This is a genomic window from Mediterraneibacter sp. ICN-202921, from assembly GCF_037890075.1.
GTDB lineage: Bacteria > Bacillota > Clostridia > Lachnospirales > Lachnospiraceae > Mediterraneibacter > Mediterraneibacter massiliensis.
The window spans coordinates 151,471-175,723 of sequence record NZ_JBBKBE010000002.1; the positions used below are offsets into that span (position 1 = coordinate 151,471).

The 24,253-nt window shown below is 47.5% G+C and carries 27 protein-coding genes and 1 pseudogene; 27 read left to right on the forward strand and 1 reads right to left on the reverse strand.

The genetic code is table 11. From position 1 onward, the window contains the following. Nucleotides 1–20 precede the first annotated feature (20 nt). The 14 genes from fabK to WKT01_RS02790 all read left to right on the forward strand — a co-directional run bounded on the left by fabK (nt 21) and on the right by WKT01_RS02790 (nt 12,250). Nucleotides 21–959, forward strand: coding sequence for an enoyl-[acyl-carrier-protein] reductase FabK (fabK, locus tag WKT01_RS02725; protein WP_340311414.1), 939 nt, complete (start codon nt 21–23; stop codon nt 957–959). Continuing rightward, nucleotides 952–1,872, forward strand: coding sequence for an ACP S-malonyltransferase (fabD, locus tag WKT01_RS02730; protein WP_340311415.1), 921 nt, complete (start codon nt 952–954; stop codon nt 1,870–1,872). Before fabK ends, fabD begins: the two co-directional genes overlap by 8 nt. Next, nucleotides 1,866–2,606, forward strand: a complete 741-nt coding sequence (fabG, locus tag WKT01_RS02735; protein ID WP_340311416.1) for a 3-oxoacyl-[acyl-carrier-protein] reductase — start codon at nt 1,866–1,868, stop codon at nt 2,604–2,606. The genes fabD and fabG overlap by 7 nt, the downstream gene beginning before the upstream one ends. Before the next feature lie 12 nt (nt 2,607–2,618). Continuing rightward, nucleotides 2,619–3,857, forward strand: coding sequence for a beta-ketoacyl-ACP synthase II (gene fabF, locus WKT01_RS02740; RefSeq protein WP_340311417.1), 1,239 nt, complete (start codon nt 2,619–2,621; stop codon nt 3,855–3,857). Nucleotides 3,858–3,866: 9 nt separating this feature from the next. Then, nucleotides 3,867–4,346: an acetyl-CoA carboxylase biotin carboxyl carrier protein gene (accB, locus tag WKT01_RS02745; RefSeq protein ID WP_340311418.1), complete on the forward strand. Its 480-nt coding sequence runs from the start codon at nt 3,867–3,869 to the stop codon at nt 4,344–4,346. Nucleotides 4,347–4,364: 18 nt separating this feature from the next. Continuing rightward, nucleotides 4,365–4,796 (forward strand): 3-hydroxyacyl-ACP dehydratase FabZ, encoded by a 432-nt coding sequence (fabZ, locus tag WKT01_RS02750; protein WP_059067764.1) that lies wholly within the window; start codon nt 4,365–4,367, stop codon nt 4,794–4,796. A gap of 2 nt (nt 4,797–4,798) precedes the next feature. Then, the gene (locus WKT01_RS02755) at nt 4,799–6,145 is read left to right on the forward strand and encodes an acetyl-CoA carboxylase biotin carboxylase subunit (RefSeq protein ID WP_340311419.1); all 1,347 of its coding nucleotides are present in this window, start codon (nt 4,799–4,801) and stop codon (nt 6,143–6,145) included. 21 nt (nt 6,146–6,166) lie between these two features. Then, on the forward strand, nt 6,167–7,876 hold the full coding sequence (locus tag WKT01_RS02760; protein WP_340311420.1) for an acetyl-CoA carboxylase carboxyltransferase subunit alpha: 1,710 nt from the start codon (nt 6,167–6,169) through the stop codon (nt 7,874–7,876). A gap of 36 nt (nt 7,877–7,912) precedes the next feature. Then, nucleotides 7,913–8,971: an NAD(P)H-dependent flavin oxidoreductase gene (locus WKT01_RS02765; protein WP_340311421.1), complete on the forward strand. Its 1,059-nt coding sequence runs from the start codon at nt 7,913–7,915 to the stop codon at nt 8,969–8,971. A 22-nt stretch (nt 8,972–8,993) separates the two neighbouring features. Beyond that, complete coding sequence (locus WKT01_RS02770) at nt 8,994–9,440, forward strand: MarR family winged helix-turn-helix transcriptional regulator (protein ID WP_340311422.1); 447 nt, start codon at nt 8,994–8,996, stop codon at nt 9,438–9,440. 130 nt (nt 9,441–9,570) lie between these two features. After that, a complete protein-coding gene (locus WKT01_RS02775) occupies nt 9,571–9,990 on the forward strand; it encodes a DUF6465 family protein (RefSeq protein ID WP_340311423.1) in 420 nt (139 codons plus the stop codon). Nucleotides 9,991–10,088: 98 nt separating this feature from the next. Then, nucleotides 10,089–10,850 (forward strand): type I 3-dehydroquinate dehydratase, encoded by a 762-nt coding sequence (gene aroD / locus WKT01_RS02780; RefSeq protein ID WP_340311424.1) that lies wholly within the window; start codon nt 10,089–10,091, stop codon nt 10,848–10,850. Between the two features lie 46 nt (nt 10,851–10,896). After that, complete coding sequence (locus tag WKT01_RS02785) at nt 10,897–11,487, forward strand: HD domain-containing protein (protein WP_340311425.1); 591 nt, start codon at nt 10,897–10,899, stop codon at nt 11,485–11,487. A 34-nt stretch (nt 11,488–11,521) separates the two neighbouring features. Then, nucleotides 11,522–12,250: an NAD-dependent protein deacylase gene (locus WKT01_RS02790; RefSeq protein ID WP_340311426.1), complete on the forward strand. Its 729-nt coding sequence runs from the start codon at nt 11,522–11,524 to the stop codon at nt 12,248–12,250. A 17-nt stretch (nt 12,251–12,267) separates the two neighbouring features. Here WKT01_RS02790 and WKT01_RS02795 read toward each other — a convergent pair whose 3' ends face one another. Continuing rightward, nucleotides 12,268–13,134 carry a class I SAM-dependent methyltransferase gene (locus WKT01_RS02795; RefSeq protein WP_340311427.1) on the reverse strand — a complete coding sequence of 289 codons (867 nt, stop codon included), beginning with the start codon at nt 13,132–13,134 and terminating at the stop codon, nt 12,268–12,270. 231 nt (nt 13,135–13,365) lie between these two features. On the opposite strand from WKT01_RS02795, the gene WKT01_RS02800 reads away from it, so the two are divergent. The 13 genes and pseudogenes from WKT01_RS02800 (at nt 13,366) to WKT01_RS02860 (ending at nt 24,240) form a co-directional block, all read left to right on the forward strand. Further along, a complete protein-coding gene (locus tag WKT01_RS02800; protein WP_059067786.1) occupies nt 13,366–13,671 on the forward strand; it encodes a type II toxin-antitoxin system RelB/DinJ family antitoxin in 306 nt (101 codons plus the stop codon). Next, the gene (locus tag WKT01_RS02805) at nt 13,668–14,006 is read left to right on the forward strand and encodes a type II toxin-antitoxin system RelE/ParE family toxin (RefSeq protein ID WP_059067788.1); all 339 of its coding nucleotides are present in this window, start codon (nt 13,668–13,670) and stop codon (nt 14,004–14,006) included. Before WKT01_RS02800 ends, WKT01_RS02805 begins: the two co-directional genes overlap by 4 nt. Nucleotides 14,007–14,488: 482 nt before the next feature. After that, entirely contained in the window at nt 14,489–14,632 is a 144-nt protein-coding gene (locus tag WKT01_RS02810; RefSeq protein WP_340311428.1) for a hypothetical protein, read from the forward strand. A gap of 75 nt (nt 14,633–14,707) precedes the next feature. Beyond that, nucleotides 14,708–15,187: pseudogene (locus WKT01_RS02815) on the forward strand (type I restriction-modification enzyme R subunit C-terminal domain-containing protein); the annotation flags it as partial. 126 nt (nt 15,188–15,313) lie between these two features. Then, nucleotides 15,314–15,946, forward strand: a complete 633-nt coding sequence (gene yedF / locus WKT01_RS02820; protein ID WP_340311429.1) for a sulfurtransferase-like selenium metabolism protein YedF — start codon at nt 15,314–15,316, stop codon at nt 15,944–15,946. 92 nt (nt 15,947–16,038) lie between these two features. After that, nucleotides 16,039–17,106, forward strand: coding sequence for a selenide, water dikinase SelD (selD, locus tag WKT01_RS02825; RefSeq protein WP_340311444.1), 1,068 nt, complete (start codon nt 16,039–16,041; stop codon nt 17,104–17,106). Then, nucleotides 17,067–18,497 carry an L-seryl-tRNA(Sec) selenium transferase gene (selA, locus tag WKT01_RS02830; protein WP_340311430.1) on the forward strand — a complete coding sequence of 477 codons (1,431 nt, stop codon included), beginning with the start codon at nt 17,067–17,069 and terminating at the stop codon, nt 18,495–18,497. The genes selD and selA overlap by 40 nt, the downstream gene beginning before the upstream one ends. Before the next feature lie 39 nt (nt 18,498–18,536). Then, nucleotides 18,537–20,453, forward strand: coding sequence for a selenocysteine-specific translation elongation factor (gene selB / locus WKT01_RS02835; RefSeq protein WP_340311431.1), 1,917 nt, complete (start codon nt 18,537–18,539; stop codon nt 20,451–20,453). Further along, nucleotides 20,450–21,379, forward strand: coding sequence for a selenium metabolism-associated LysR family transcriptional regulator (locus tag WKT01_RS02840; RefSeq protein ID WP_340311432.1), 930 nt, complete (start codon nt 20,450–20,452; stop codon nt 21,377–21,379). Before selB ends, WKT01_RS02840 begins: the two co-directional genes overlap by 4 nt. A gap of 149 nt (nt 21,380–21,528) precedes the next feature. After that, nucleotides 21,529–22,665 (forward strand): aminotransferase class V-fold PLP-dependent enzyme, encoded by a 1,137-nt coding sequence (locus tag WKT01_RS02845; protein WP_340311433.1) that lies wholly within the window; start codon nt 21,529–21,531, stop codon nt 22,663–22,665. 12 nt (nt 22,666–22,677) lie between these two features. Beyond that, entirely contained in the window at nt 22,678–23,775 is a 1,098-nt protein-coding gene (gene yedE, locus WKT01_RS02850; protein ID WP_340311434.1) for a YedE family putative selenium transporter, read from the forward strand. Between the two features lie 22 nt (nt 23,776–23,797). Beyond that, the gene (locus WKT01_RS02855; protein WP_059067816.1) at nt 23,798–24,001 is read left to right on the forward strand and encodes a sulfurtransferase TusA family protein; all 204 of its coding nucleotides are present in this window, start codon (nt 23,798–23,800) and stop codon (nt 23,999–24,001) included. Then, entirely contained in the window at nt 24,001–24,240 is a 240-nt protein-coding gene (locus tag WKT01_RS02860; RefSeq protein WP_059067818.1) for a DUF3343 domain-containing protein, read from the forward strand. Before WKT01_RS02855 ends, WKT01_RS02860 begins: the two co-directional genes overlap by 1 nt. The last annotated feature ends 13 nt before the right edge of the window (nt 24,241–24,253 follow it).

Below are 24,253 nucleotides of genomic sequence, written 5' to 3' on the forward strand. Positions count from 1 at the left end.
AAAGAAGAGAGGGTGTCCCTATGAAGACAGAAGTAACCGAACTATTAGGAATCGAATACCCGATCATACAGGGCGGAATGGCGTGGGCTGCCGAATATCATCTGGCAGCCGCCGTATCCCAGGCAGGGGGGCTTGGACTGATCGGCGCGGCAAGCGCGCCGGCTTCCTGGGTACGGGAACAGATACGTAAGGTAAAGAAACAGACAAATAAGCCCTTTGGCGTAAATATTATGCTGATCAGCCCGTATGCGGATGAAGTGGCGCAGGTGATCGTGGAGGAAGGCGTCCCGGTCGTTACGACGGGAGCAGGTTCTCCGGAAAAATATATGAAGATGTGGAAAGAGGCAGGCGTAAAAGTCATCCCTGTCGTGGCTTCTGTAGCCATGGCAAAGCGCATGGAACGCTGCGGCGCGGACGCGATCGTGGCGGAAGGAACGGAAGCAGGCGGGCATATCGGAGAGAACACCACGATGGTGCTCGTCCCACAGGTCGTGGATGCCGTACATATCCCGGTCATTGCGGCAGGCGGGATCGCAGACGGCAGAGGCATTGCCGCAGCATTCATGCTGGGCGCGAAAGGGGTGCAGATGGGAACCCGTTTTGTGGTGACAAAAGAAGCCTTTGTCCATGAAAATTATAAAAAATGTATTCTCAAGGCGAGAGACATTGATTCCAGAGTAACAGGCAGGACAACGGGACATCCGGTGCGTGCGCTTAGAAATCAAATGACGAAAGTGTATCTGGAGAAGGAAAAGGAGGGCGCTTCTTTTGAAGAGTTAGAACTTCTTACGCTGGGAGGACTCAAGAAAGCAGTCGTAGAAGGCGATGTAACGACAGGAAGTGTGATGGCAGGGCAGATCGCCGGAATGATCAAGGAAGAGTTATCCTGTCAGGAACTGCTGCAAAAGCTTGTAAAGGAGACAGACACACTGATCGGAGGAAAAGGGTTCTATGAGTAAGACGGCATTTATATTTCCCGGCCAGGGAGCACAAAAGGCAGGCATGGGAAAAGATTTTTACGAACAGAGCAAAACGGCAAGAGAGGTCATCGACAGGGCTTCTGCATTATTGGATATAGACATGAAGGCGTTATGCTTTGAAGAAAATGAAAAGCTCCATCAGACAGAATATACACAGGCAGCCCTTGTGACGATCTGTATGGCAATGGAGAAGGTGTTGGAAGAAAGTGGACTGAAACCGGATGTGACAGCCGGGTTAAGCCTTGGCGAGTACTGTGCCGTCGCATCTGCGGGCGGGATGGGCATAGAAGACGCTGTCGTGACAGTGAGAAAAAGAGGAATCTTGATGGAAACAGCCGTTCCACAAGGAAAAGGCGCTATGGCAGCAGTGCTCGGGATGAACGAGTCAGAGGTGGAAGCAATCGTGGGCGACATAGACGGTGTGACTGTAGCCAATTATAACTGTCCGGGACAGATCGTCATCACCGGATGGAAAGAGAAGATAGAACAGGCTGCGCAGGCGTTGAAAGAAGCCGGGGCGAAAAGGGTGATGACACTGCATGTAAGCGGGCCTTTTCATTCGCCTATGCTTAATAAAGCAGGAGAAGAACTGGGGAGAGTACTGGAAGAGATAGAACTCAGCCCGCTTAAGATTCCTTATGTGACAAATGTGACGGCAGAGTATATCACAGACAGTTTTGAGATAAAAGGGCTGCTTGCCAGACAGGTGGCGTCCCCGGTGCGCTGGCAGCAAAGTATGGAACGTATGCTGGAAAACGGTGTGGATACCTTTATAGAGATCGGACCGGGAAGAACCCTTGCCGGTTTCATGAAAAAGATCAGCCGTGATGTGAAAATGCTGAATGTAGGATGCTGGGATGATGTGGAAAAGGTGGTGCAGGAAATATGTTAAAAGATAAGATTGCAGTTGTGACGGGAGCTTCCCGGGGAATCGGCAGAGCGACAGCTAAGAAACTGGCAGGACAGGGTGCCTTTGTTGTGCTCAACTATCAGGGAGCTAGAGAAAAGGCAGAGGAAGTAAAGCGGGAGATAGAGGCGGCAGGCGGAAAAGCAGCCACATACCAGTGTGATGTGTCGGATTTTTCCTCCTGTGAGCGATTCCTGGGAACTGTTGTAAAAGAGTACGGACGGATCGACATTCTCGTGAATAATGCAGGGATCACCCGTGACGGACTTTTGCTGAAGATGTCCGAGGAAGACTATGACGCCGTGCTGGATACGAATCTGAAAGGAACCTTTCACTGTATCCGTTTTGCGGCGCGGTACATGCTGAAGCAAAGAAGTGGGCGTATCATCAATATGGCATCCGTATCCGGTATTTTAGGGAATGTGGGACAGGCGAATTATGCTGCTTCTAAGGCGGGCGTGATCGGTCTGACGAAAGCGGCGGCCAGGGAGCTGGCTTCCCGGGGGATCACGGTCAACGCGGTGGCGCCGGGCTTCATCTGTACGGAAATGACAGATGGACTCTCCGACAAAGTAAAAGAAGCGGCGTGTACGCAGATCCCGCTTGGAAAATTCGGAGAGCCGGAGGATGTGGCACAAGCCGTGGCATTTCTTGCGTCAGATGAGGCTCGTTATATCACGGGGCAGGTATTGCATGTGGACGGCGGAATGGCAATGTAAAAGGAGAGGGATATGAAAAGAAGAGTGGTAGTAACCGGACTTGGGGCGGTGACCCCGATCGGAAATACAGTAGAAGAATTCTGGAAGGGGATCCGCAAAGGCAAAGTCGGTATCGGGCCGATCACTAAATTCGATGTTTCCGGCTATAAAGTACAGATTGCGGCGGAAGTAAAAGGCTTTCAGGCAAAAGACTATATGGATTTCAAGGCGGCTAAACGCATGGAGTTATTTTCCCAGTATGCCGTTGCCGCAGCCAAAGAAGCCTTTGCCGATGCCGGTCTGGATATGGATCGGGAAAACGCGTACCGTGCAGGGGTGATCGTGGGATCCGGTATCGGAAGTCTGCAGGCGATAGAGACGAATTATACAAAGATCGTGGAAAAAGGACCGAGCAGGGTGAATCCTCTGATGGTGCCTTTAATGATCTCCAATATGGCGGCAGGCAATATATCCATTCAGCTTGGTTTTAAAGGAAAATGTACGAACGTAGTGACAGCCTGTGCTTCCGGGACACATTGTATCGGCGACGCATTGCGGGCGATCCAGTATGGGGACGCGGATGTGATGGCCGCGGGAGGGACGGAGAGCAGCATCTGTCCTTCTGGGGTAGCCGGTTTCACCGGGCTGACAGCGCTTTCATCTTCCAAAGATCCTATGCGTGCCTCCATCCCATTTGACAAAGACAGAGATGGTTTTGTTATGGGAGAAGGAGCGGGCGTTGTCATTCTGGAAGAACTGGAACATGCGAAAAAGAGGGGAGCAAAAATCTATGCAGAACTGATCGGATACGGCGCGACAGCAGACGCCTACCACATCACTTCTCCGGAAGAAACAGGAGAAGGAGCGGGCATGGCGATGAAGCTTGCTATGCAGGAAGCTGGTGTAAGACCGGAACAGATCGACTATATCAATGCCCATGGAACCAGTACACACCACAATGACTTGTTTGAGACAAGAGCGATCAAGTATGCGCTTGGAGAGGCGGCGAAAGAGGTAGTCATCAACTCTACAAAATCCATGATCGGCCATCTGCTGGGTGCGGCAGGCGGCGTGGAGTTCGTGGTCTGCGCCAAGAGTATCGAGGATGGATTCATCCATCAGACAGTGGGTACGACGCAGACGGATGAAGAATGTGACCTGAATTATGCGATCGGAGCGCCGGTCGAAAAGGAAGTCAGATATGTGCTGACAAATTCTCTTGGTTTCGGCGGACATAATGCGGCTTTATTGTTAAAGAAATATGAAGGGTAGAGGCAAGATATGAAGTTTGAGGAATTGTTGCAGTTAGTAGAAGCAGTATCAAGATCAGAGTTGACAGAGCTGAAATATGAGAAAGACGACGAAAAAGTCTGCTTAAGAAAACGAGAAAAAGAAGTGAAGACCCGTAAAGGATGTTCTGTGTTATCTTCTGCGGCAGATATATCTGCACAGGACAATATGTCAGACAGCGACACAGCGGGCGCAGTCTGGGACAGCCGGGAGTCCGGCGCAGGGACAAAAGAAGAAGGCAGCGTGGTGAAGTCGCCGCTGGTAGGTACTTTTTATGCGGCTCCTGCCGAGGACGCCTCTCCCTATGTAAAAGTAGGCGATACGGTGAAAGAAGGACAGGTCCTTGCGATCGTGGAAGCGATGAAGCTGATGAATGAGATAGAGAGCGAGTTTTCCGGAGAGATCGTACAGATCCTGGTATCTAATGGGGAAGCCGTGGAATACGGACAGCCGTTATTTGTGATTCGATAGAGCGTGGAGGTGCAGCAGATGAAGCAGTTGAACATAGAACAGATCAAGGAGATCATTCCGCACAGACATCCCTTTCTTCTCGTAGATGTGATCGAGGATTATGAACCGGGGCAGTATGCGGTGGGATACAAATGTGTGACGTATCGGGAAGAATTTTTTCAGGGACATTTTCCCCAAAAGGCAGTCATGCCGGGCGTGCTGATTTTGGAGGCGCTGGCGCAGACTGGCGCGGTCGCTATCTTAAGTATGCCGGAGAATAAAGGGAAGATCGCTTTCTTTGGCGGCGTGCAGAAATGCCGCTTTAAAGGAATGGTATTTCCGGGGGATAAACTGAAGCTCGAGACAAAGATCATCAGGCAGAAAGGACCTGTCGGCGTGGGAGAGGCGACTGCCACAGTAGAGGGGAAAGTGGTCGTCAGCGCAGAATTGACTTTTATGGTAGGAGAGTAAACATGATACAGAAAGTATTGATTGCAAATCGGGGAGAGATCGCAGTGCGTATCATCAGAGCCTGCCGGGAAATGGGGATCGAGACAGTTGCGGTCTATTCCGAGGCAGATAAAGAAGCGCTCCATACACAGCTGGCGGACGAGGCGGTATGTATTGGACCTGCGCCTTCTACAGAGAGTTATTTGAGTATGGAACGTATCGTCAGCGCTGCTCTTGTGACCGGTGCAGACGCAATCCATCCGGGATTTGGATTTTTGTCTGAAAACAGTAAGTTTGCAGAACTGTGTGAGAAATGCAGCCTGATTTTTATCGGACCGGATTCCAAAGTCATCGCCAGTTTAGGCGATAAATCTGTGGCAAGAAACACCATGGAACGAGCGGGCGTTCCGGTTATACCGGGCAGTAAAGCAGCTGTTATGGACCCGGAGACTGGTGGGGAGATCGCTGAAAAGATCGGCTATCCGGTGATCATAAAGGCGGCTCTTGGAGGCGGCGGCAAAGGCATGCGTGTGGCGCGCAATGCGGCAGAATTTGCAAATAGTTTCCATACGGCGCAGCAGGAGGCGACAAAAGCCTTTGGTTGTGGTACTATGTATATTGAACATTTCATCGAGCATCCCCGGCATATCGAATTCCAGATCCTGGCCGATCAGTATGGAAATGTCATCCACCTGGGAGAACGAGACTGCTCCATCCAGAGAAATCATCAGAAGATGATCGAGGAGTCGCCCTGCCCGGCACTGACGGAGGAACTTAGGAAAAAGATGGGAGAAGCCGCTGTGAAAGCGGCAAAAGCGGCAAACTATGTGAATGCGGGAACAATCGAATTTCTTCTGGAGAAGAATGCGGATTTTTATTTCATGGAAATGAACACACGCATCCAGGTAGAGCATCCGGTAACGGAATGGGTGACCGGGATTGATCTCATCAAAGAGCAGATACGCATAGCTGACGGCAGTAAATTACGCTATACACAGGAAGATGTAAAGATCACGGGCCATGCCATAGAATGTCGGATCAATGCCGAGGATCCAGAGAAAAACTTTCGTCCGTCTCCGGGCACGATCACGGATATGTATCTCCCAGGCGGGAAGGGTGTGCGGATCGACGCGGCTATCTACAGCGGCTATACGGTGCCGCCCTATTATGACTCTATGCTGGCAAAACTGATCGTACATGCGAAAAACAGAAAAGAAGCGGTCATGAAAATGCGAAGCGCGCTTGGTGAGGTCATTATCGAAGGGATCGATACCAATGTAGACTATCAGTATGAGATCTTACATCATCCGGATTTTGTGAGCGGAGATATCGATATCGGATTTGTCGAGAAGATGGAAGCGGGGAAGTAATCTCTTTGGAGGAAATGTTTGATGAAATTGCACAATATGTTTAAAAAGACGAGCAAAAAGAAGTATATCGCTCTCAAAGAACGCCCGGAAGTGCCCAAGGGACTTCTGCGCAAATGTAATAAATGCGGGGCGGCGATCCTGGCGGAGGATGTAAAACAGGGACTGTATATCTGTCCGAAATGTCATGGATATTTCCGTATCCACGCCTACAGACGGATAGAGATGATCGCAGATACAGGAAGTTTTGAAGAATGGGATCAGGAAATGGAATTTCAAGATCCGTTGTCTTTTAAAGGATACAAAGAGAAAATAGAAAGTCTCCAGGTGTCTACCGGGCTCAAGGAAGCTATCGTCACGGGAAAAGCACAAATAGACGGGCAGAGCGTTGTGATCGGGGTTTGTGACGGACGGTTTTTGATGGCGAGCATGGGAGAAATCGTGGGGGAGAAAATCACACGTGCCGTAGAGCGCGCCACACAGGAGAAACTCCCTGTTATCTTATTTTCTTGCTCCGGCGGCGCCAGAATGCAGGAAGGGATCGTCTCTTTGATGCAGATGGCAAAGACCGCGGCGGCTCTGAAAAAACACAGCGAAGCCGGAGGACTCTATATCTCCGTCCTGACGGATCCGACGACCGGGGGCGTGACGGCAAGTTTTGCCATGTTGGGCGACATCATACTGGCGGAGCCGGGAGCATTGATCGGCTTTGCGGGTCCTCGTGTGATCGAGCAGACCATAGGGGAAAAGCTGCCCAAAGGTTTCCAGCGTTCGGAGTTTCTCTTAGAGCATGGTTTTATAGACGCAATCGTGGAGAGACAAGATCTTAGGCAGACACTTGCGCATATACTGCATATCCACAGCAGGACGGGGAAGGGCAAGGTGAGCGCGCAAAAAACAGCAAGCGGCACACAGCTTCAGGAAAGGAAAGGACATAGAAACCTTGCATATAGAAAGACCGCTTGGGACAGAGTACAGATCTCCCGAAAAAAAGGACGTCCGACAGCAGAAGACTACATCCACAGCCTGTTTACAGATTTTATGGAACTGCATGGAGACCGTTTATATAAAGATGACGCCGCCGTCATAGGGGGGATCGCTTATTTCCATGGCGTACCTGTGACTGTGATCGCGCAGGCAAAAGGGAAAACGACAAAGGAGAATGTACGGCGCAATTTCGCTATGCCTTCTCCTGACGGATACAGGAAAGCATGCAGGCTGATGAAGCAGGCGGAGAAATTTTGCCGTCCTGTCATCTGCCTTGTGGATACACCGGGCGCATTCTGCGGCCTGGAAGCAGAGGAGAGAGGACAGGGAGAGGCGATCGCCAGAAATCTGTTTGAGCTGTCTGCGCTTAAGACCCCAGTATTATCGATCGTGATCGGAGAGGGAGGAAGCGGCGGCGCCCTTGCTCTTGCTGTGGCAGATGAAGTGTGGATGTTGGAAAATGCGGTCTACTCCATACTTTCACCGGAAGGTTTTGCAAGTATCCTCTGGAAGGACAGTTCCCGCGCAAATGAGGCGGCAGAGGTCATGAAACTGACGGCGCAGGATCTAAAAGAACTGGGGATGATCGAAAAGATCATTTTCGAGCCGGAAGATTTCACAGCAGAAACGATGCAGGAGACACTCTGCGAACTGAACGAAGAAATCAGAGGCTTTCTGGAAACCTATACACAGATGGATGTGCAGAAGCTTACACAAAAGCGATATGACCGTTTTCGCAGTATGTAAAAACAGGCGGAAAAAGATACGCAGAAAGAGAAGGACATGAAGAATTTAAAAATTGGAGAGAAAGTAACGAAAGTTCCTCTTATCCAGGGTGGTATGGGCGTAGGGATCAGTTTAAGCAGCCTTGCCGGCACTGTGGCGAAAGAAGGCGGGATCGGGATCCTATCCAGTGCGCAGATTGGATACAAAGAGCCGGATTTTGACACCAATACAAGCCAGGCAAATAGAAGGGCGATCCAAAAAGAGATGGAAAAAGCACGGAAGATTTCTCCAGATGGAATCATAGGCTTTAATATCATGACCGCGCTTAAAGACTATGCTCAGCATGTAAAAGCGGCTGTACAAGCCGGTGCGGATCTTATCATATCCGGTGCGGGGCTTCCCACAGAACTTCCGGCTTTGACACAGGAAAGCGGCACCAAGATCGCGCCGATCGTTTCTACCGACCGGTCTGCCCAGATTATTTTAAAATATTGGGACAGAAAATATAATAGGACTGCAGATCTGATCGTGATAGAGGGACCTTTAGCGGGCGGACATTTAGGCTTCAAAAAAGAGGAAGTCAAAGCCTATATGGGAGAGGCATACAAGGCAGAAATACAGAAAATCCTACGGACAGTGCGCTGTTATGCAGAGAAGTATGGCAGGTATATCCCGGTCGTGACGGCAGGGGGAATCTATGACAGCGCGGATGTCAAAGAAGCACTCGCAGATGGCATAGACGGCGTGCAGATAGCTACTCGGTTCGTGACGACAGAGGAATGTGATGCTCATATTCGGTATAAAGAAGCCTATATCCGGGCGGCACAGGAAGACATCGTTCTTGTAAAAAGTCCGGTCGGCATGCCGGGCAGGGCTATTTTGAATACATTTATGAAACGGGTAGAAAGGGGAGAAAAGATTCCCCACAGTCCTTGTCACCGCTGTCTTGCAAAATGCAGCCCGAGGGACATACCTTATTGCATTACGGATGGGCTGCTCGAAGCGGTAAAGGGAAATGTAGAAAACGGGCTGCTGTTCTGCGGCGCCAAAGCGTGGAAAGCGCAGCGTATAGAGTCGGTGAAAGAGACGATAGAATCTTTGTTTGCGGCAGTATAGATGGAGAAAGGAGGGATCCTGTATGAATGCGTATGAAACGATCAATGATATTTTGGTCCACTTATTTAATGAGATATGGGAACTGGAGGAAGAGGCTATCATCACAGAGGAATATAAGGATATTACGAATAATGATATGCATATCATTGAGGCTGTCGGTCTGGGAGAGGAAAGTACCATGTCCGTAGTCGCAAAGAAACTGGGCATCACGGCAGGATCCCTTACGACGGCTGTGAACAGCCTTGTGAATAAGAAATACCTGCTCCGTATCCGAAGCGAGGAGGATCGGCGGGTGGTGTATGTCAGACTGACAGAGAAAGGGAAAAAGGCCTACAGACATCATGAACGATTTCATCACGAGATGACAAACGCCGTGATCGAGAAGCTGGATGAGGAGGAGATCCCGATCCTTTTAAAGACACTGGAAGGACTGGCGGAGTTTTTCAGAGGATACAAGGAAGAAAAATAAAATAACAGAACAGGAGCTCTGGGGAAATTTTTGACGTTTCTGGTAAAATGCGTTACAATAAGAGTTGTAACACTTAGACTTGAGATTGACAAGCAGAAAATACTTGGACGTTTTACAGGAGGGAACAAGTATGGCAGTAAGAAAAGCATCTTCAAAAGAAAAAACACCGGTGAAGGCAATCGAGACCAAGAAGGATACGACAAAGGCGATCGAGACGAGAGCTGCGGTATTAAAAGAGGCAGCGCCGGCGGAAAAGACAGAGGAAAAGGCTGTAGTAAAAAAAGCAGCGGCGAAAAAGGCAGCGCCGGTCAAGAAGGCAGCGTCCACAAAGGCCTTGAAGAAGGTGGAGCCGAATATAGAGATGTTCCTTCAATTCGCAGGCAAAGAATATACGGAGCAAGAGATCTTCCAGAAAGTAAAAGAAATCTGGACGAAGACGCTGAGACAGAAAGTCGGCGATATGCAAGATGTCAAGATTTATCTGAAACCAGAAGAATCTGCCGCCTATTATGTGATCAACGGAGATACGACAGGTCGTGTAGATCTATAGAAAAAGAAGGGCTGTCCTTGGAAACTGCTGCAGGTTTTCACAGGACAGCCTCTTTGCCATTGGTAAGAAGGAGATAGAATACAGGAGGACAAAATAGTATGACACCAGTCAGGGTAAAACAGATTGAGATTGGCAGCGGAATGCCTAAAGTCTGCGTTCCTATCGTGGGCAGAACAGAAGAGGAAATCCTCGCCTTTGCAAAGGAAGTGGAAAAATCTGACGCAGACATCGTGGAATGGCGGGCAGACTGGTACGAGGAGGTTCTGTGCCAAAACAAGGTGATAAAGGCAGCAGAAAAAGTAAGGCAGATCTTGCGGGACAAACCGTTGCTGTTTACGTTTCGGACAAAGAAAGAGGGCGGAGAAAGAGACATAACGAAGGAGGCATATGCGGCATTAAATGAGCAGATCATAAAAAATGGTTATGCAGATCTGGTGGATGTGGAGTTTTTTCTGGGAGAGGAAACAGTAGGCTCTGTATCTTCCCTTGCCCGGGAATACCAGGTGAAAACCGTCTTTTCCAACCATGATTTTGAGAAAACACCGCCGCAGGAAGAAATATTGCGCCGTCTGAAAAATATGGAAAGGGCCGGTGCGGATATTGCGAAGATCGCCGTTATGCCTAAGAAGGCGGAAGATGTGCTGGAACTTTTGTCGGCTACACTGAAAGCGGTACAGAGTATGTCCTGTCCTGTGATCACGATATCTATGGGAAAAAGCGGAATGATCAGCCGTGTATGCGGGGAAATATTTGGCTCTTCTGTTACCTTTGGGAGCATGCAGACGTCTTCAGCGCCGGGCCAGATAGACATAGAAGCCTTGCGGCAGATGCTTGCGGTCCTGCATGGAGAAGACATATAAAGGTACATAAAAATAAGAAAATAAGAGAATAAAGGGAGAACGGCATATGGAAGAAAGACTGAAACAGCAGATGGCATTTATCGTAGAAGCAGACAAGGTAAAAAATATTTTTCGCCAGACCTATCTTGCAGACGGACAAAGAAAGGAAAACGACGCAGAACATTCCTGGCATCTTGCGCTGGCAGCCCTGCTTTTGAAAGAGCATATGGAGGAAGATACAGATCTTACGAAAGTGCTGGCAATGGTCTTGATCCATGACTTGGTAGAGATCGATGCGGGAGATACCTATGCATATGATGAAAAGGGCGCGCAGTCCAAGAGAGAACGAGAAGAAAAGTGTGCGGACAGGATTTTCGGTATACTGCCCAAAGACCAGGGAGAGTGGTTTCGTTCCCTGTGGGAGGAATTTGAGGCATATGAGACGCCGGAAGCGAAATATGCGCACCTTCTGGATAACTTCCAGCCTCTCCTTTTAAACGATGCGTCAGACGGCAAAAGCTGGACGGAGCACGGTGTGCGCAAGTCGCAGATATATAAAAGAAACCAGCGGATTCCTGAGACATCAGCGTCTGTGTGGGGACAGATGGAAGAGATCGTGGAAAAACATATACAAAAAGGACATGTAAAAGCGGACTAAATCTGTAGGATGAGAAAGAAAGGAGACGGCATAGATGTATGAAAGGGAAATAGAGCAGCTGCAGGAGATGATCGACGCAAGTGGTCATATTGTATTCTTTGGAGGAGCCGGTGTATCTACAGAGAGCGGCATACCGGATTTCAGAAGCGCAGACGGAATCTATCATCAGGCATGTCAGTATTCTCCTGAGGAAGTCGTAAGTCATTCCTTCTTTATGCGGTATCCGGAAAGTTTTTATGACTTTTATAAGGAAAAAATGATGATGCTGGATGCAAAGCCGAATCCTGCACATAAGAAGCTTGCGGAATTGGAAGCGGTGGGAAAGCTAAAAGCGGTCATTACACAGAATATAGATGGCCTCCACCAGGCGGCAGGAAGCAAAACGGTCTATGAACTGCACGGAAGCATTCATCGGAATCACTGTATGAAATGTGGAAAGTCTTATGACGCTTCCTATGTAAAAGAAGCAGACGGCATACCGCGGTGCAGCTGCGGCGGTATTGTCAAACCAGACGTCGTACTCTATGAAGAAGCACTGGATGGACGTACGATAGAAAAAGCTGTCCAGGAGATTGCACAGGCAGATATGCTGCTGATCGGAGGAACTTCTCTGGTTGTCTATCCGGCAGCAGGGTTTATCGATTACTTCCGTGGCAGGCATCTGGCTGTGATTAATAAGTCTGAAACAGCAAAAAGTGTAAGAGCAGAACTACAGATTTCTGCTCCCATTGGTGAAATTTTAGACCGTATCCGGGTACAGTGATATACCCGGATATCAGATTATTTTTGTTCTTTTTCCCATCTTCCGGAAGCGCCGCAGGGAAGAACAAGCCCACTGTCGGCAACGGGAAGCCCTATCTCGTCGGAGACGACATGTCCCTGCCATGGGGCTAACTCTGTCGCGATCAGGTAGGTCAGGACGGCAGGCGCCAGTCCGGTCGTATAAGAGTTTACGAGAAAGAACAGAGCGTCTTTGGATAAGATCTTAGTACAGAGCCTGATAAAGTGGTGGATCATATCTTCGATCTTCCAGATTTCCCCTTTGGGGCCTCTGCCGTAGGAGGGAGGGTCCATGATGATGGCGTCATAGGTATTGCCGCGCCGAATCTCCCGCTCTACAAATTTTACACAGTCGTCTACCAGCCAGCGGATGGGAGCATCTTTTAATCCCGATGATACGGCGTTTTCCTTCGCCCAGCCGACCATCCCTTTGGAAGCGTCCACGTGGGTGACCTGCGCCCCGGCAGCGGCAGCGGCAAGCGTGGCGCCGCCTGTATAGGCAAACAAGTTCAGGACTTTTACCGGACGCCCGGCATTTCGTATTTTTTCGGAAAACCAGTCCCAGTTGGTTGCCTGCTCTGGGAACAGACCGGTATGTTTAAAGTTAAAAGGCTTTAAATTAAAAGTCAAAGTTTTGTAATGAATCTGCCATTGCTTAGGCAAGTCAAAAAACTCCCATTCTCCGCCGCCTTTCTTGCTGCGGTGATAATGTCCGTTCTTCTTTTTCCATCCTGCGTTTGTCCTGGGTGTATCCCAGATGACCTGGGGATCCGGGCGTACTAAGAGATAGTCTCCCCAGCGTTCTAGTTTTTCCCCCTTAGAGCAGTCAAGTACTTCATATTCTTTCCATTTATCTGCAATCCACATCTTATGAATCCTTTCTGTTTGTCAAAATCTTGAAAAATCTGAATATATAATCTCATAAACGGTATGCTTTTTCAATAAAAATAAGACAGCTATATAGCAAAAGTTACTGTCAAAATAAAACTTAATTTAGTCAATAAGGTTGTTGGCACATAAAAGTATTGCTTTTGTCTGTACATTGCAATATAATAGAGGTAAGAAGAAAACACATCTCTATGAAAGGAACAATGAGATATGGCAAAATCAGCAAATCTTTATGCAAGAATTGAGCCTGAAGTAAAAGAACAGGCGGAACGCATTTTATCCGCACTTGGAATCCCTGCCTCAAATGCAATCAATATGTTTTATAAACAGATTATCATGCAACGTGGTTTACCGTTTGATGTTAAGATACCAAGAGAAAAACCGATGGATGTATCCACACTTACGGAAGAAGAATTTAACGCAGAACTTGAGAAAGGATATGCGGATATGAAAGCCGGACGTGTGAAAGATGCAAGACAGGCTTTTGCAGATATTCGGAAAGATTATAATCTATGATATTTGATGTGAAACTGTCAAAACAGGCGGACAGCGATTTAAGGAATATATATGAGTATATTGCCTTTGAACTGCAAGCGCCGGAGAATGCGGACGGACAACTGAATCAACTGGAAAAGATGATACTTTCCCTTGAAGAAATGCCGGAACGCTTTCGACGATATGAGAAAGAACCATGGCGCAGTCAAGGGCTTCGTATCGTTCCTGTGGATAATTATCTTGTGGTGTATATTCCTGAAATAGATATACAGCGAGTAACAGTTATCCGTGTGCTGTATGGAAGAAGAAATGTTGATGAAGAACTTAGGCTTCATACAACCATAACAACTGAATAAGGGGTATATAAGCGGTAATCAAAAAAGGTTATCGCTTTTTTAATTTTATAGGAAAGTTCAATCTTTATCGAATTTTTGAATGAAAAAGGCCTGCACAAAGGCAGGCGTGAGAAGAAGATGACACTGTTTAGAAGATATAAAAGCCTTCTACACCAGCCTCATCGGCAAATAAATCGTCTTCATTTAAGAAATCATCCATCAGATTTTATACGCCATGACCTTTTTATCCAAAGTGAGTGAACCCTATATTGATCTGGGAACAGCTTCTGGAAAAATTGTTCTGCCACGACTTACACAGCAGGATAATAATACGTCCGCATGGCGCGGTTCTGCCCATAAGAATGGGAATAGTTGAGATACTAGAGGAGCCTTCCACAGCCGTCTGTCTGCTTAGAAAACATATCACGAAACGAATTTCTTATGTGTTATACTTAGAGTACAGATTTTAATATGAAAATATGTTGATATAGGAGTTGAACGTGATGCAGATATGGTATGTTACCGATTTACATGGAGATAAAGAGAAGTACAAAAAGACATTGGAGATTGCCAGTGAAAAAGGAATCAGTGTGATTGTTAATGGTGGAGATATGCTGCCAAAGCAGTGTAACAGACACTTGGAATAACCAATCTTTATCAAAGGATTTTTAAGAGAATACTTCAAAGAGTTGCAGGGACAGGACATCAAATATCTTGCTATGCTTGGAAATGATGATTTGAAGAACTATAAGGCTAAAGCAGAATATTATGTTCGTCAGCATCAGGATAATGAGGTGATTGCAAAATTGAAGAGTAACAAACCGTTGACTTCTGCGGATATTAAGATTCTGGAAGAGATTCTGTGGAGTGAAGTTGGAACAAAACAGGATTATGAAGCTGAATATGGTGAAAAACCTCTGGGAGAATTTGTACGAGAAATTGTAGGATTGGACATGACAGCTGCAAAGGAGGCTTTTGCGGAATTTCTGGATGGGACTGATTTGGACAGTAGACAGATATATTTTGTGAACCAAATTGTGGAGTTTATTGTACACAACGGCATGATGAAGGATTTGTCTGTTCTACAGGAAACACCGTTCACGGATCAAGGCAGCATCGTAGAGGTGTTTACGGATCTGTCTGTGTGGATGGGAATAAGAAGAGTAATAGAACAGGTGAATGCAAATGCGTTGGCTGCGTAAGGAAAAATCAATTCTGCTCCCTTGGTGCTTCAAAATACCAGAACAGGATCCATAAAAAGAAGGTTTACCTTCTGATATCACAGTGATAGAATATATCTATAAGTAAAATGACAGGAGAGTGAAATCATGTTGACAGTGAATGCAATAGGAGATGCCTGCCCGCTTCCGGTGGTCAAGACAAAAAAGGCGCTGGAACAGCTGGAAGCGCCGGATATGGTAGAGGTATTGGTAGACAATGAGACAGCGGTGAAAAACGTCACAAAGTTTGCAGAACAGGCGGGGAAAAAAGCGGTTTCCCAAAAGATAGAAGAAGGAAGATATCAGATTTTGATCGACTGTACAGGAGAAAACGACGCAAAGAAGGATGCAGGAGAGAATGCGGCAGAGAAAAGCGCTGCAGCTGCGGACAGAACAGGAAATACGGGCAGTACAGTAGTCGTCATTTCCTCAGACAGAATGGGAGAAGGAAACGAGGAATTGGGAAAGGTCTTGATGAAAGGTTTCGTATTTGCCTTGACACAGTTGGATGAACTCCCGGAGAAAATGGTATTTTATAATGGAGGAGCACAGCTTACCTGTGAGGGAAGTGAAACGCTTAAAGACCTGCAGTTCATGGAAGAACAAGGGGTAGAGATACTGACCTGCGGGACATGCCTGGATTATTATGGGCTGAAGGAAAAATTAAAAGTCGGAAATGTGACCAATATGTATACGATCGTCGAGACTATGACTAAGGCAGGGAAGATCGTAAGACCGTGATACGTATATGGGAGCACAAGGAAAGAAAAGCAGACAGAAAGAAAAGAGGTGAGGGTACTGTGAGCAAGGAAGAACAGATCCGTTTGACACAGATGACAAAAACAGCCGGATGAGCGGCGAAAATAGGTCCGACGACCCTCTCCCAGGTTCTGGGGGAGCTACCCAAATTTCAGGATGAAAACCTGTTAGTAGGAATGGAGACATCTGATGATGCCGCAGTGTATAAGATTACAGAGGATCTTGCCATGATACAGACGGTTGATTTTTTTACCCCGGTGGTAGACGATCCGTATACATTTGGACTGATCGCGGCGGCGAATGCATTAAGCGATGTCTATGCTATGGGCGGAGTGCCAAAGACTGCTCTGAATATCGTGGGTTTTCCAAATTGTCTTTCACCGGAGATCTTAGGAGAGATCTTACGTGGTGGGGCAGTGAAAGTAAAGGAAGCAGGCGCTGTACTTTCCGGCGGTCATTCTGTGCAGGATGACGAACCCAAGTATGGATTATGTGTTTCCGGTTTTGTAGATCCGAAAAAAATGTGGAAGAATTATGGCTGTCAGCCGGGGGATGTGCTTATCCTGACAAAACAGATCGGAAGCGGGATCATCAACACGGCAGTCAAGGCAGATATGGCGTCTGCCCAGGCGGCAGAAGAAGCTGTCCAGGTAATGGCGTCGCTGAATAAAAAGGCAAAAGAAGTGCTGGAAAAATATCCCGTTCATGCATGTACAGATATTACCGGATTCGGGCTGCTGGGACATATGGCGGAGATGGCGACGGCAAGCGGCGTATCCATAAGCGTCAATGTGGAGGCGATTCCGTATATGGAAGAAGCGATCGCCTATGCGAAAATGGGACTTGTACCTGCAGGAGCATATAGAAACAGAGAACACAGTCAAGGCTATGTAGATGCTGGAGAAATAGAGGAACAGTATACAGACGTACTCTATGACCCGCAGACATCAGGCGGGCTTCTGGCGAGTGTTCCGGGAAAATATGTTAAAGAGATACTCTGTGCGCTGAAAGAGGCGGATACAGGCACAAAATTCGCTGCGATAGGAACGGTAGAAGAAAAAAAAGAGGCATATATTTATCTTAAGAAGGAGAACGAAACCAGATGGGCAGAAAGGAATGGCTTCGCAGTATACCAAAAGTAGATCAGTTTCTGGACAAGGAAACGACCAGAAAGTTAGAAGCACAGTATGGATATGATATGGTGCGGGAAGCGGTGCGTTTGGAATTAGAAAAACTGCGTGCATTTTTATGTGAATGTGAAAGTGAAAAATCGGCGGAAGAAGCGCTTGGAAAATTAGAAGAAAATATAGAGCTTACGCTGGCGGACTGGAACCGCCCGTCTATGACGAGAGTATTAAATGGGACAGGGACGATCCTGCATACAAATCTAGGACGCGCCCCTGTCAGTAAGAGCGCGCTCGATCATGTATCCTATCTGGCCGGAGGATATTCGAATCTGGAATATGATCTGCACGGAAAATGCCGGGGAGAGCGCTATGCGCATTTTGAGAAACTGCTTGTAAAGATCACCGGCGCCGAGGCCGCAATGGCAGTGAACAACAATGCGGCGGCCATGCTTCTGATATTGAGCGCTGTGGCTAAGGGCGGGGAAGTGATCGTATCCCGTGGCGAACTGGTAGAGATCGGGGGTAAATTTAGGATTCCTGACGTGATGGAACAAAGCGGCGCTATCCTGCGAGAGGTGGGAACTACAAATAAAACGAGGCTGAGTGATTACGAACATGCCGTGTGTGAGGAAACGAAAGCATTTTTGAAAGTGCATACGAGCAATTACCGTATTGTAGGATTTACCGAGTCTGTCGAGACGAAAGAGCTGCAGGATCTAAAAGAAAAATACCGTATCCCGCTGATTGAGGATCTGGGCAGCGGGAGTCTGATCGATTTAAGACGGTATGGACTTTCTCATGAGCCTACGGTACAGGAAACGCTTCAAAACGGCGCCGATATCGTAGCGTTTAGTGGAGATAAGCTCTTAGGAGGACCGCAGGCAGGGATCATCGTAGGAAAAAAGATCTATATTGACGCAATGAAAAAGCATCCTCTGACCCGTGCGCTTAGGATCGACAAGTTTACGGCAGGCGCTCTGGAGGCTGTTTTGCGAGAATATCTTTCGCAGGACAGAGCGATCAGAAATATTCCGGTCCTCCGTATGCTGACAAAGAAAACAGAAGAAATAAAAAAAGACGCGGAAGAACTAAAAAAAATGCTGGAGGAAGTATGCGGCGGAGCAGAGTTTTCTGTGTGTCCGTGTCAGTCGCAGATCGGCGGCGGCGCGTTCCCTATGGAAGGCCTCCCAAGTTTTGCTGTGGCGATCAAACCGACCAACATTACGGCGGCCAGGCTGGAGGAACGTCTGCGCAAATTTCCTCTGCCTGTAGTGGCGCGTGTGGCGGATGACAGGGTTTGTCTGGATATGCGTACGTTTGAAATGCAGTTTGCCAAAGCTTTTGTAAAACAGATAAAGGGCCTTCGGACGCTGGAAGAAGTCTGCATAACGGTAAGAGGCAGATAAGAAAGAGTAATTTGGCGATATAGTAAGAGGAGAAATTCTATGAGAAATGTGATCATAGGCACCGCAGGGCACATCGACCACGGGAAGACGGCGTTGATCAAGGCGCTGACAGGGCGGGATACAGACCGGCTGGAAGAAGAAAAGCGGCGGGGCATTACCATAGACTTAGGGTTTACGTATTTTGAACTAAAAGATGGAAGCCGTGCCGGTATCATCGATGTGCCGGGACATGAGAAGTTTATCCACAATATGACGGCAGGCGTGGCGGGAATGGATCTGGTGCTTCTGGTGATAGCCGCAGACGAGGGGATCATGCCGCAGACAAGGGAACATATGGATATCCTGCATTTACTGGGTGTAAGAAATTGTATTCTTGTTCTGAATAAGTGTGATCTGGCAGAGGAACAGTGGCTTTGTATGATAGAGGAAGAAATACGCAGTGAAATAAAAGGTTCCTTTATAGAAAACGCGCCGCTTGTCCGTGTATCGGCGGCAACGGGAGAAGGGATCGGACATCTCAAAGAAGAAATAGAAAAGAGGATCCGTACAAGTGTGAAGGAAGAAAAACAGGACATGCCGGTACGTCTTCCTATTGACAGAGTCTTTTCTCTTACCGGTTTTGGGACGATCGTGACGGGAACATTGTTGGGAGGAAGGATAGAAAAGGGAGATGTACTGACAATCTATCCGTCCGGGCTTCCCTGCAGGGTGCGCAATATCCAGGTACACGAACAGAATGTAGAGAGGTGCTTTGCAGGACAGAGAGCGGCATTGAATCTGGCAGGATGTACAAAAGAAGAAATAAAAAGAGGATGTGTGCTGGCAGCAGAAGGGACAATGCAGAATAGCCGTATAGTGGATGGGAAATTAACGCTTTTAAAAAATTCTAAAAGAACAATCAAAAATCAGACGCGCCTGCATTTTTTGAGCGGGACGAGCCAGACGCTCTGTCGTGTATCCCTTCTGGATGTGCAGGAATTAAAACCAGGAGAAAGCGCCTATGTACAGTTTAGAATGGAGGAAGAAATCGCCTTAAAAGAAAAAGATCGGTTTATCGTCAGATTTTATTCTCCTCTTGAGACGATCGGCGGCGGCATGGTGCTGGACGCCTGCAGCAGGAAGAAGAAACGTTTTCAGCCGGCGGTGATCGAAGAACTGCAAGATCGGGAAAAAGGAAAAACAGAAGATTTACTGTCTATGCAGATCGAGAAGATTTGTCAGGTGCCGACGGCGGAAAGCTGTCTTATGGAAATGACGGGTCTGACAAAAGAGAAGGTGCAGACCATTGTCGGGAGAATGGAAGAAGAGAACAAACTTTTTTGTATGAAGATACAAGAGGAACCATATTGGTGGACCTCTGCACAGGAATCGGGATGCAGGAAAAAGATCAAACAGGATGTGGATGCGTATATGGAACAATATCCATATAGGCTGGGAGCACCGCGGGCAGAAGTGAAGGGACGCTTTCTTAAAACAGTGAAAAAAAGTGTATTTGACGCCTATGTAGAAATACTGGAAAGGGAGCGGGTCCTTATGTCCCGCCAGGAATTTTTGCTTCCGTTCCACTATCAGGTGCCGAAAGAAGGGGCATATCAGGAAGTACGCAGGAAACTGTATGCGGCGATAAAGCCGGCAAAGTATGACTTTGTCAGACTTTCCGATATTTCTTTTGGAAAGACTCCCAGACAGACGGTGGATGAGATCCTGCTCTTGCTTATGGCAAAAGGGGAGATTGTAAAGGTGTCGGAAGATATCTATACAACAAAAGCGTATATAGACGCGGCAAAAGAGCAGATTACAGAAAAATTAAAGGCAGACGGCAAGATCACGATCGCGCAGGTGAGAGATATGTTTTCCACAAGCCGCAGAAGTGCGAAGCCGATCTTAGAATATATGGATAAGATAAAGATCACGCGCAAGGAAGGCGCGGAGAGTGAAAGGGTATCAAATTTATGAATTTAAAGCAGCTGGAAGCTTTCGTAAAGGTGGCGCGGGAAAGAAATTTTTCCAAGGCGGCAAAAGATTTGTTTCTTACGCAGCCTACAGTGAGCGCCCATATAGCTTCTCTGGAAAAGGAATTAAATGTCCGTCTGTTCGTGAGGAATACAAAAGGAGTAGAATTATCAGAAGATGGGGAAAAGCTATTTTCTTACGCACAGCAGATGGTAGAACTTGAAAAGCAGATAGAGGCGGAGTTTGATAAAAGCAGAAAAGAAAGCAGCAGTCTGATCAAGATCGCGGCGTCTACCGTTCCGGCGCAGTATCTGCTGCCGGAGGTGCTTGCTTGTTTTGGTCGGTCTTATCCCCACATTCAGCTGAAAGTGATGGAGACAGACAGCATAAGAGTAATAGAACAAGTGGCGGAAAATCGGGTGGATATAGGCTTTACAGGAACGATGACAGAAAAAAGAGAATGTGTGTATCTGCCTTTTTATGAGGATGAGCTTGTCCTGATCGTACCAAACAAAGAAAAATATCGGGTATATGCCAGACAAGAACAAGGGTTGGAATGGATAAAACAGGAGAACCTGCTCCTTCGTGAGGAAGGTTCTGGAACAAGGACAGAGGCAGAAAAGAAACTTAAGAAAATGGGACTGAAAAAGCAGGATCTGCATATAAAAGCAAGTATTGGGAACACAGAGACGATCAAACGTCTGGTGAGCGGCGGCGCAGGGATTTCTATTTTGTCTAAACTGGCGGTAAAAGACAAGGTGGATACACAGGAAGTATTAAGTATTCCCCTGGAAGGGCAGGAGGGAAAGCGCAGTATTCATCTGGTATATAATAAGCAATTCAAGCTGTCAAAACCGGCAAGAGATCTGATACATACGGTGCAGGCTATTTATTGCGGCGCAGAGCAGCATAAAGCAGAGGTTTTGTAGGAGATAAAGAAAATCAGCAGATAACAGGAAATATGGAGGAGTTACTTATAGATTTAATCTATAAGTAACTCCTCCATATGGAAATAATCAATTAGACAGAAAAGACAAGGAAGATGTATACTTAAAGACAGGGAAAATAGGAGATGGATATGATTTACATGGATAATGCTGCAACAACAATGCAGAAACCAAAAGAGGTGGGAGAAGCTATCTGCCAGGCGCTTTCTACAATAGGAAATGCCGGCAGAGGCGCTGCAGACGGAGCCTTAAGCGCGTCAAGGATCATTTATGAGACGAGAGAAAAATTGGCAGTACTTTTTGGCGCCGAGGGTGCGTCACGCATTGCATTTACAGCAAATTCTACAGAAAGTTTGAATATCGCTTTAAAAGGAACGCTTCAGCGGGGGGATCACGTGATCACGACAGTGCTGGAGCATAATTCTGTCTTACGTCCGCTCTACGAATGTCGTGAAAAAGGGGTGGAACTGACTATTTTAGGCTGCGATCAAAGGGGAAATCTCTCTTTTGAAGAGATGGAAATGAGTATCCGTAAGAATACGAGGGCAATCGTCTGTACACATGGATCGAATCTGACAGGGAATATGATAGACATTGAAAGAGTGGGCGCGATCGCCAGAAAGTATGGGCTTCTTTTGATCGTAGACGCTTCACAGACGGCAGGTGTTTATCCTATAGATGTACAGAAGATGGGCATAGACATCTTGTGTTTTACCGGACATAAAGGACTCTTGGGACCGCAGGGAACAGGGGGACTGTATGTCCGGGAAGGCGTGAAAGTGCGTCCTCTGTTAAGTGGAGGAAGCGGGATCGATACATATAATATGCATCATCCGGATGAAATGCCGACGGCGTTGGAGGCCGGAACCCTGAACGGACATGGAATCGCCGGCCTGAGTGCGGCGCTTACTTATCTGGAGCGGACTGGCATCGATACGATACGTGAGACGGAATTAAAGCATATGAGACATTTCTATGACTCCATTTCCCAGACACCAGGTATTCAGATATATGGGGACTTTTCCGTAAAATGGAGATGTCCGATCGTATCTCTTAATATCTGGGATTATGATTCTTCTGAAGTCAGTGATGAACTGCAGGTATCTTTCGGGATCGCTACCCGGCCGGGTGCACACTGTGCGCCTCTGATGCATAAAGCGTTGGGGACTGAAAAACAGGGAGCGGTCAGATTCAGTTTTTCACATTTTAATACAGAAGAAGAGATAGAAACTGCCATTTTGGCAGTAAAAGAACTTGCGAAGAGTTAGGAGAGAGGAAAGATGAACTTATCAGATTCAAAGAAAAAGCTGGCGTTGGCAGGGATCATTTGCGGCGCGGTGGCCGCATGTCTTGCCTGGTTTGGCAATCCGGCAAATATGGCGTTTTGTATTGCCTGTTTTATCCGGGATACAGCCGGCGCGCTTGGCATGCACTCTGCGGAGGTGGTGCAGTATGCAAGACCGGAGATCATCGGTTTAGTACTTGGCGCTTTTATCATATCCGTACTGACGAAAGAGTACCGTTCGACAGCAGGCTCGTCGCCTATGGTACGTTTTGTCCTTGGGATCGTGATCATGATCGGTTCCCTTGTATTTCTGGGCTGTCCGCTGCGGATGATCATCCGTATGTCGGCGGGAGATCTAAACGCCTGGGTTGCACTGGTCGGTTTTATACTTGGAGTAGGGACAGGGTGTATCGCGCTGAAAAAAGGATTTAGTCTTGGACGTGCGCATCTTACCAATCGGATGAGCGGAGGCGTATTTCCGGCATTGATGGTGGGCGTGCTTTTGCTGGCGGTATGCACGTCTTTGCTAAAATCGAGCGTCAGCGGACCGGGAAGCATGCATGCGCCCATTCTTATGGCTTTGGCAGGGGGACTGCTATTTGGAGCTTTCGCACAGAAATCCAGGATGTGTTTTGCGGGAAGTATCCGGGATGTTATATTGATGAGAAATTTCGATCTGTTGACAGTGATCGGCGGTGTATTCGCAGTGATGCTTATCTTTAATGTGGCGACTGGGAAATTTGTATTAGCGTTTGATACGCCGGGGATTATCGCGCACTCTGAACATCTGTGGAATATAATCGGAATGTATGCTGTTGGATTTGCCGCAGTACTTGCAGGAGGATGTCCTTTGCGCCAGTTGATCCTGGCAGGACAGGGCTCTTCCGATGCGGCGGTGACAGTTCTGGGAATGTTCGCAGGGGCGGCTATGTGTCATAATTTTGGCCTTGCAGCGAGCGGAACAGCCATAAATGCGGAAACAAAAGAAGTCGTGGCAGGCGCAGTACCGCTCAATGGAAAGATCGCGGTATTGATCTGTATTGCTGTGTGTTTTGTGATCGCGTTTCTCAATAAACGTAAAGAAGGTAAATAGATAAACAAAGGGGATAGAAGAAATGAAAGAAGTAGATGCAAGAGGCCTCTCCTGTCCGGAGCCATTAATGCTTACGGCACAGGCATTAAAAGAAAACAGCGGTCCGGTACGGATTTTAGTGACAGAGCCACATCAGAAAATGAATGTGGAAAAATTTGCAAAAGACCATGGGAAAAAAGCCGTTTCTGAAGAGACAGCAGACGGATTTGCGGTGGTGATCGAATAATGCTCCGAAAGAAAGAAAAGAAACTGGTCGTGACATTCCATACGACAGCAGACGCCATGGCGATGGAAAAGGCATGTAAAACGACGGGGATAAAAGGTCGGCTGATCCCGGTCCCACGATCGCTTTCCGCAGGATGCGGACTTGCCTGGTGTGCGGAAACAGAAGAAAAAGAGCAGATCATGCAGATCATGGAAGAAAAGAAGATTGAAGAAGAAGCCTTGCACGAGATGCTCGTGTAAGGCTTTTTGCCGC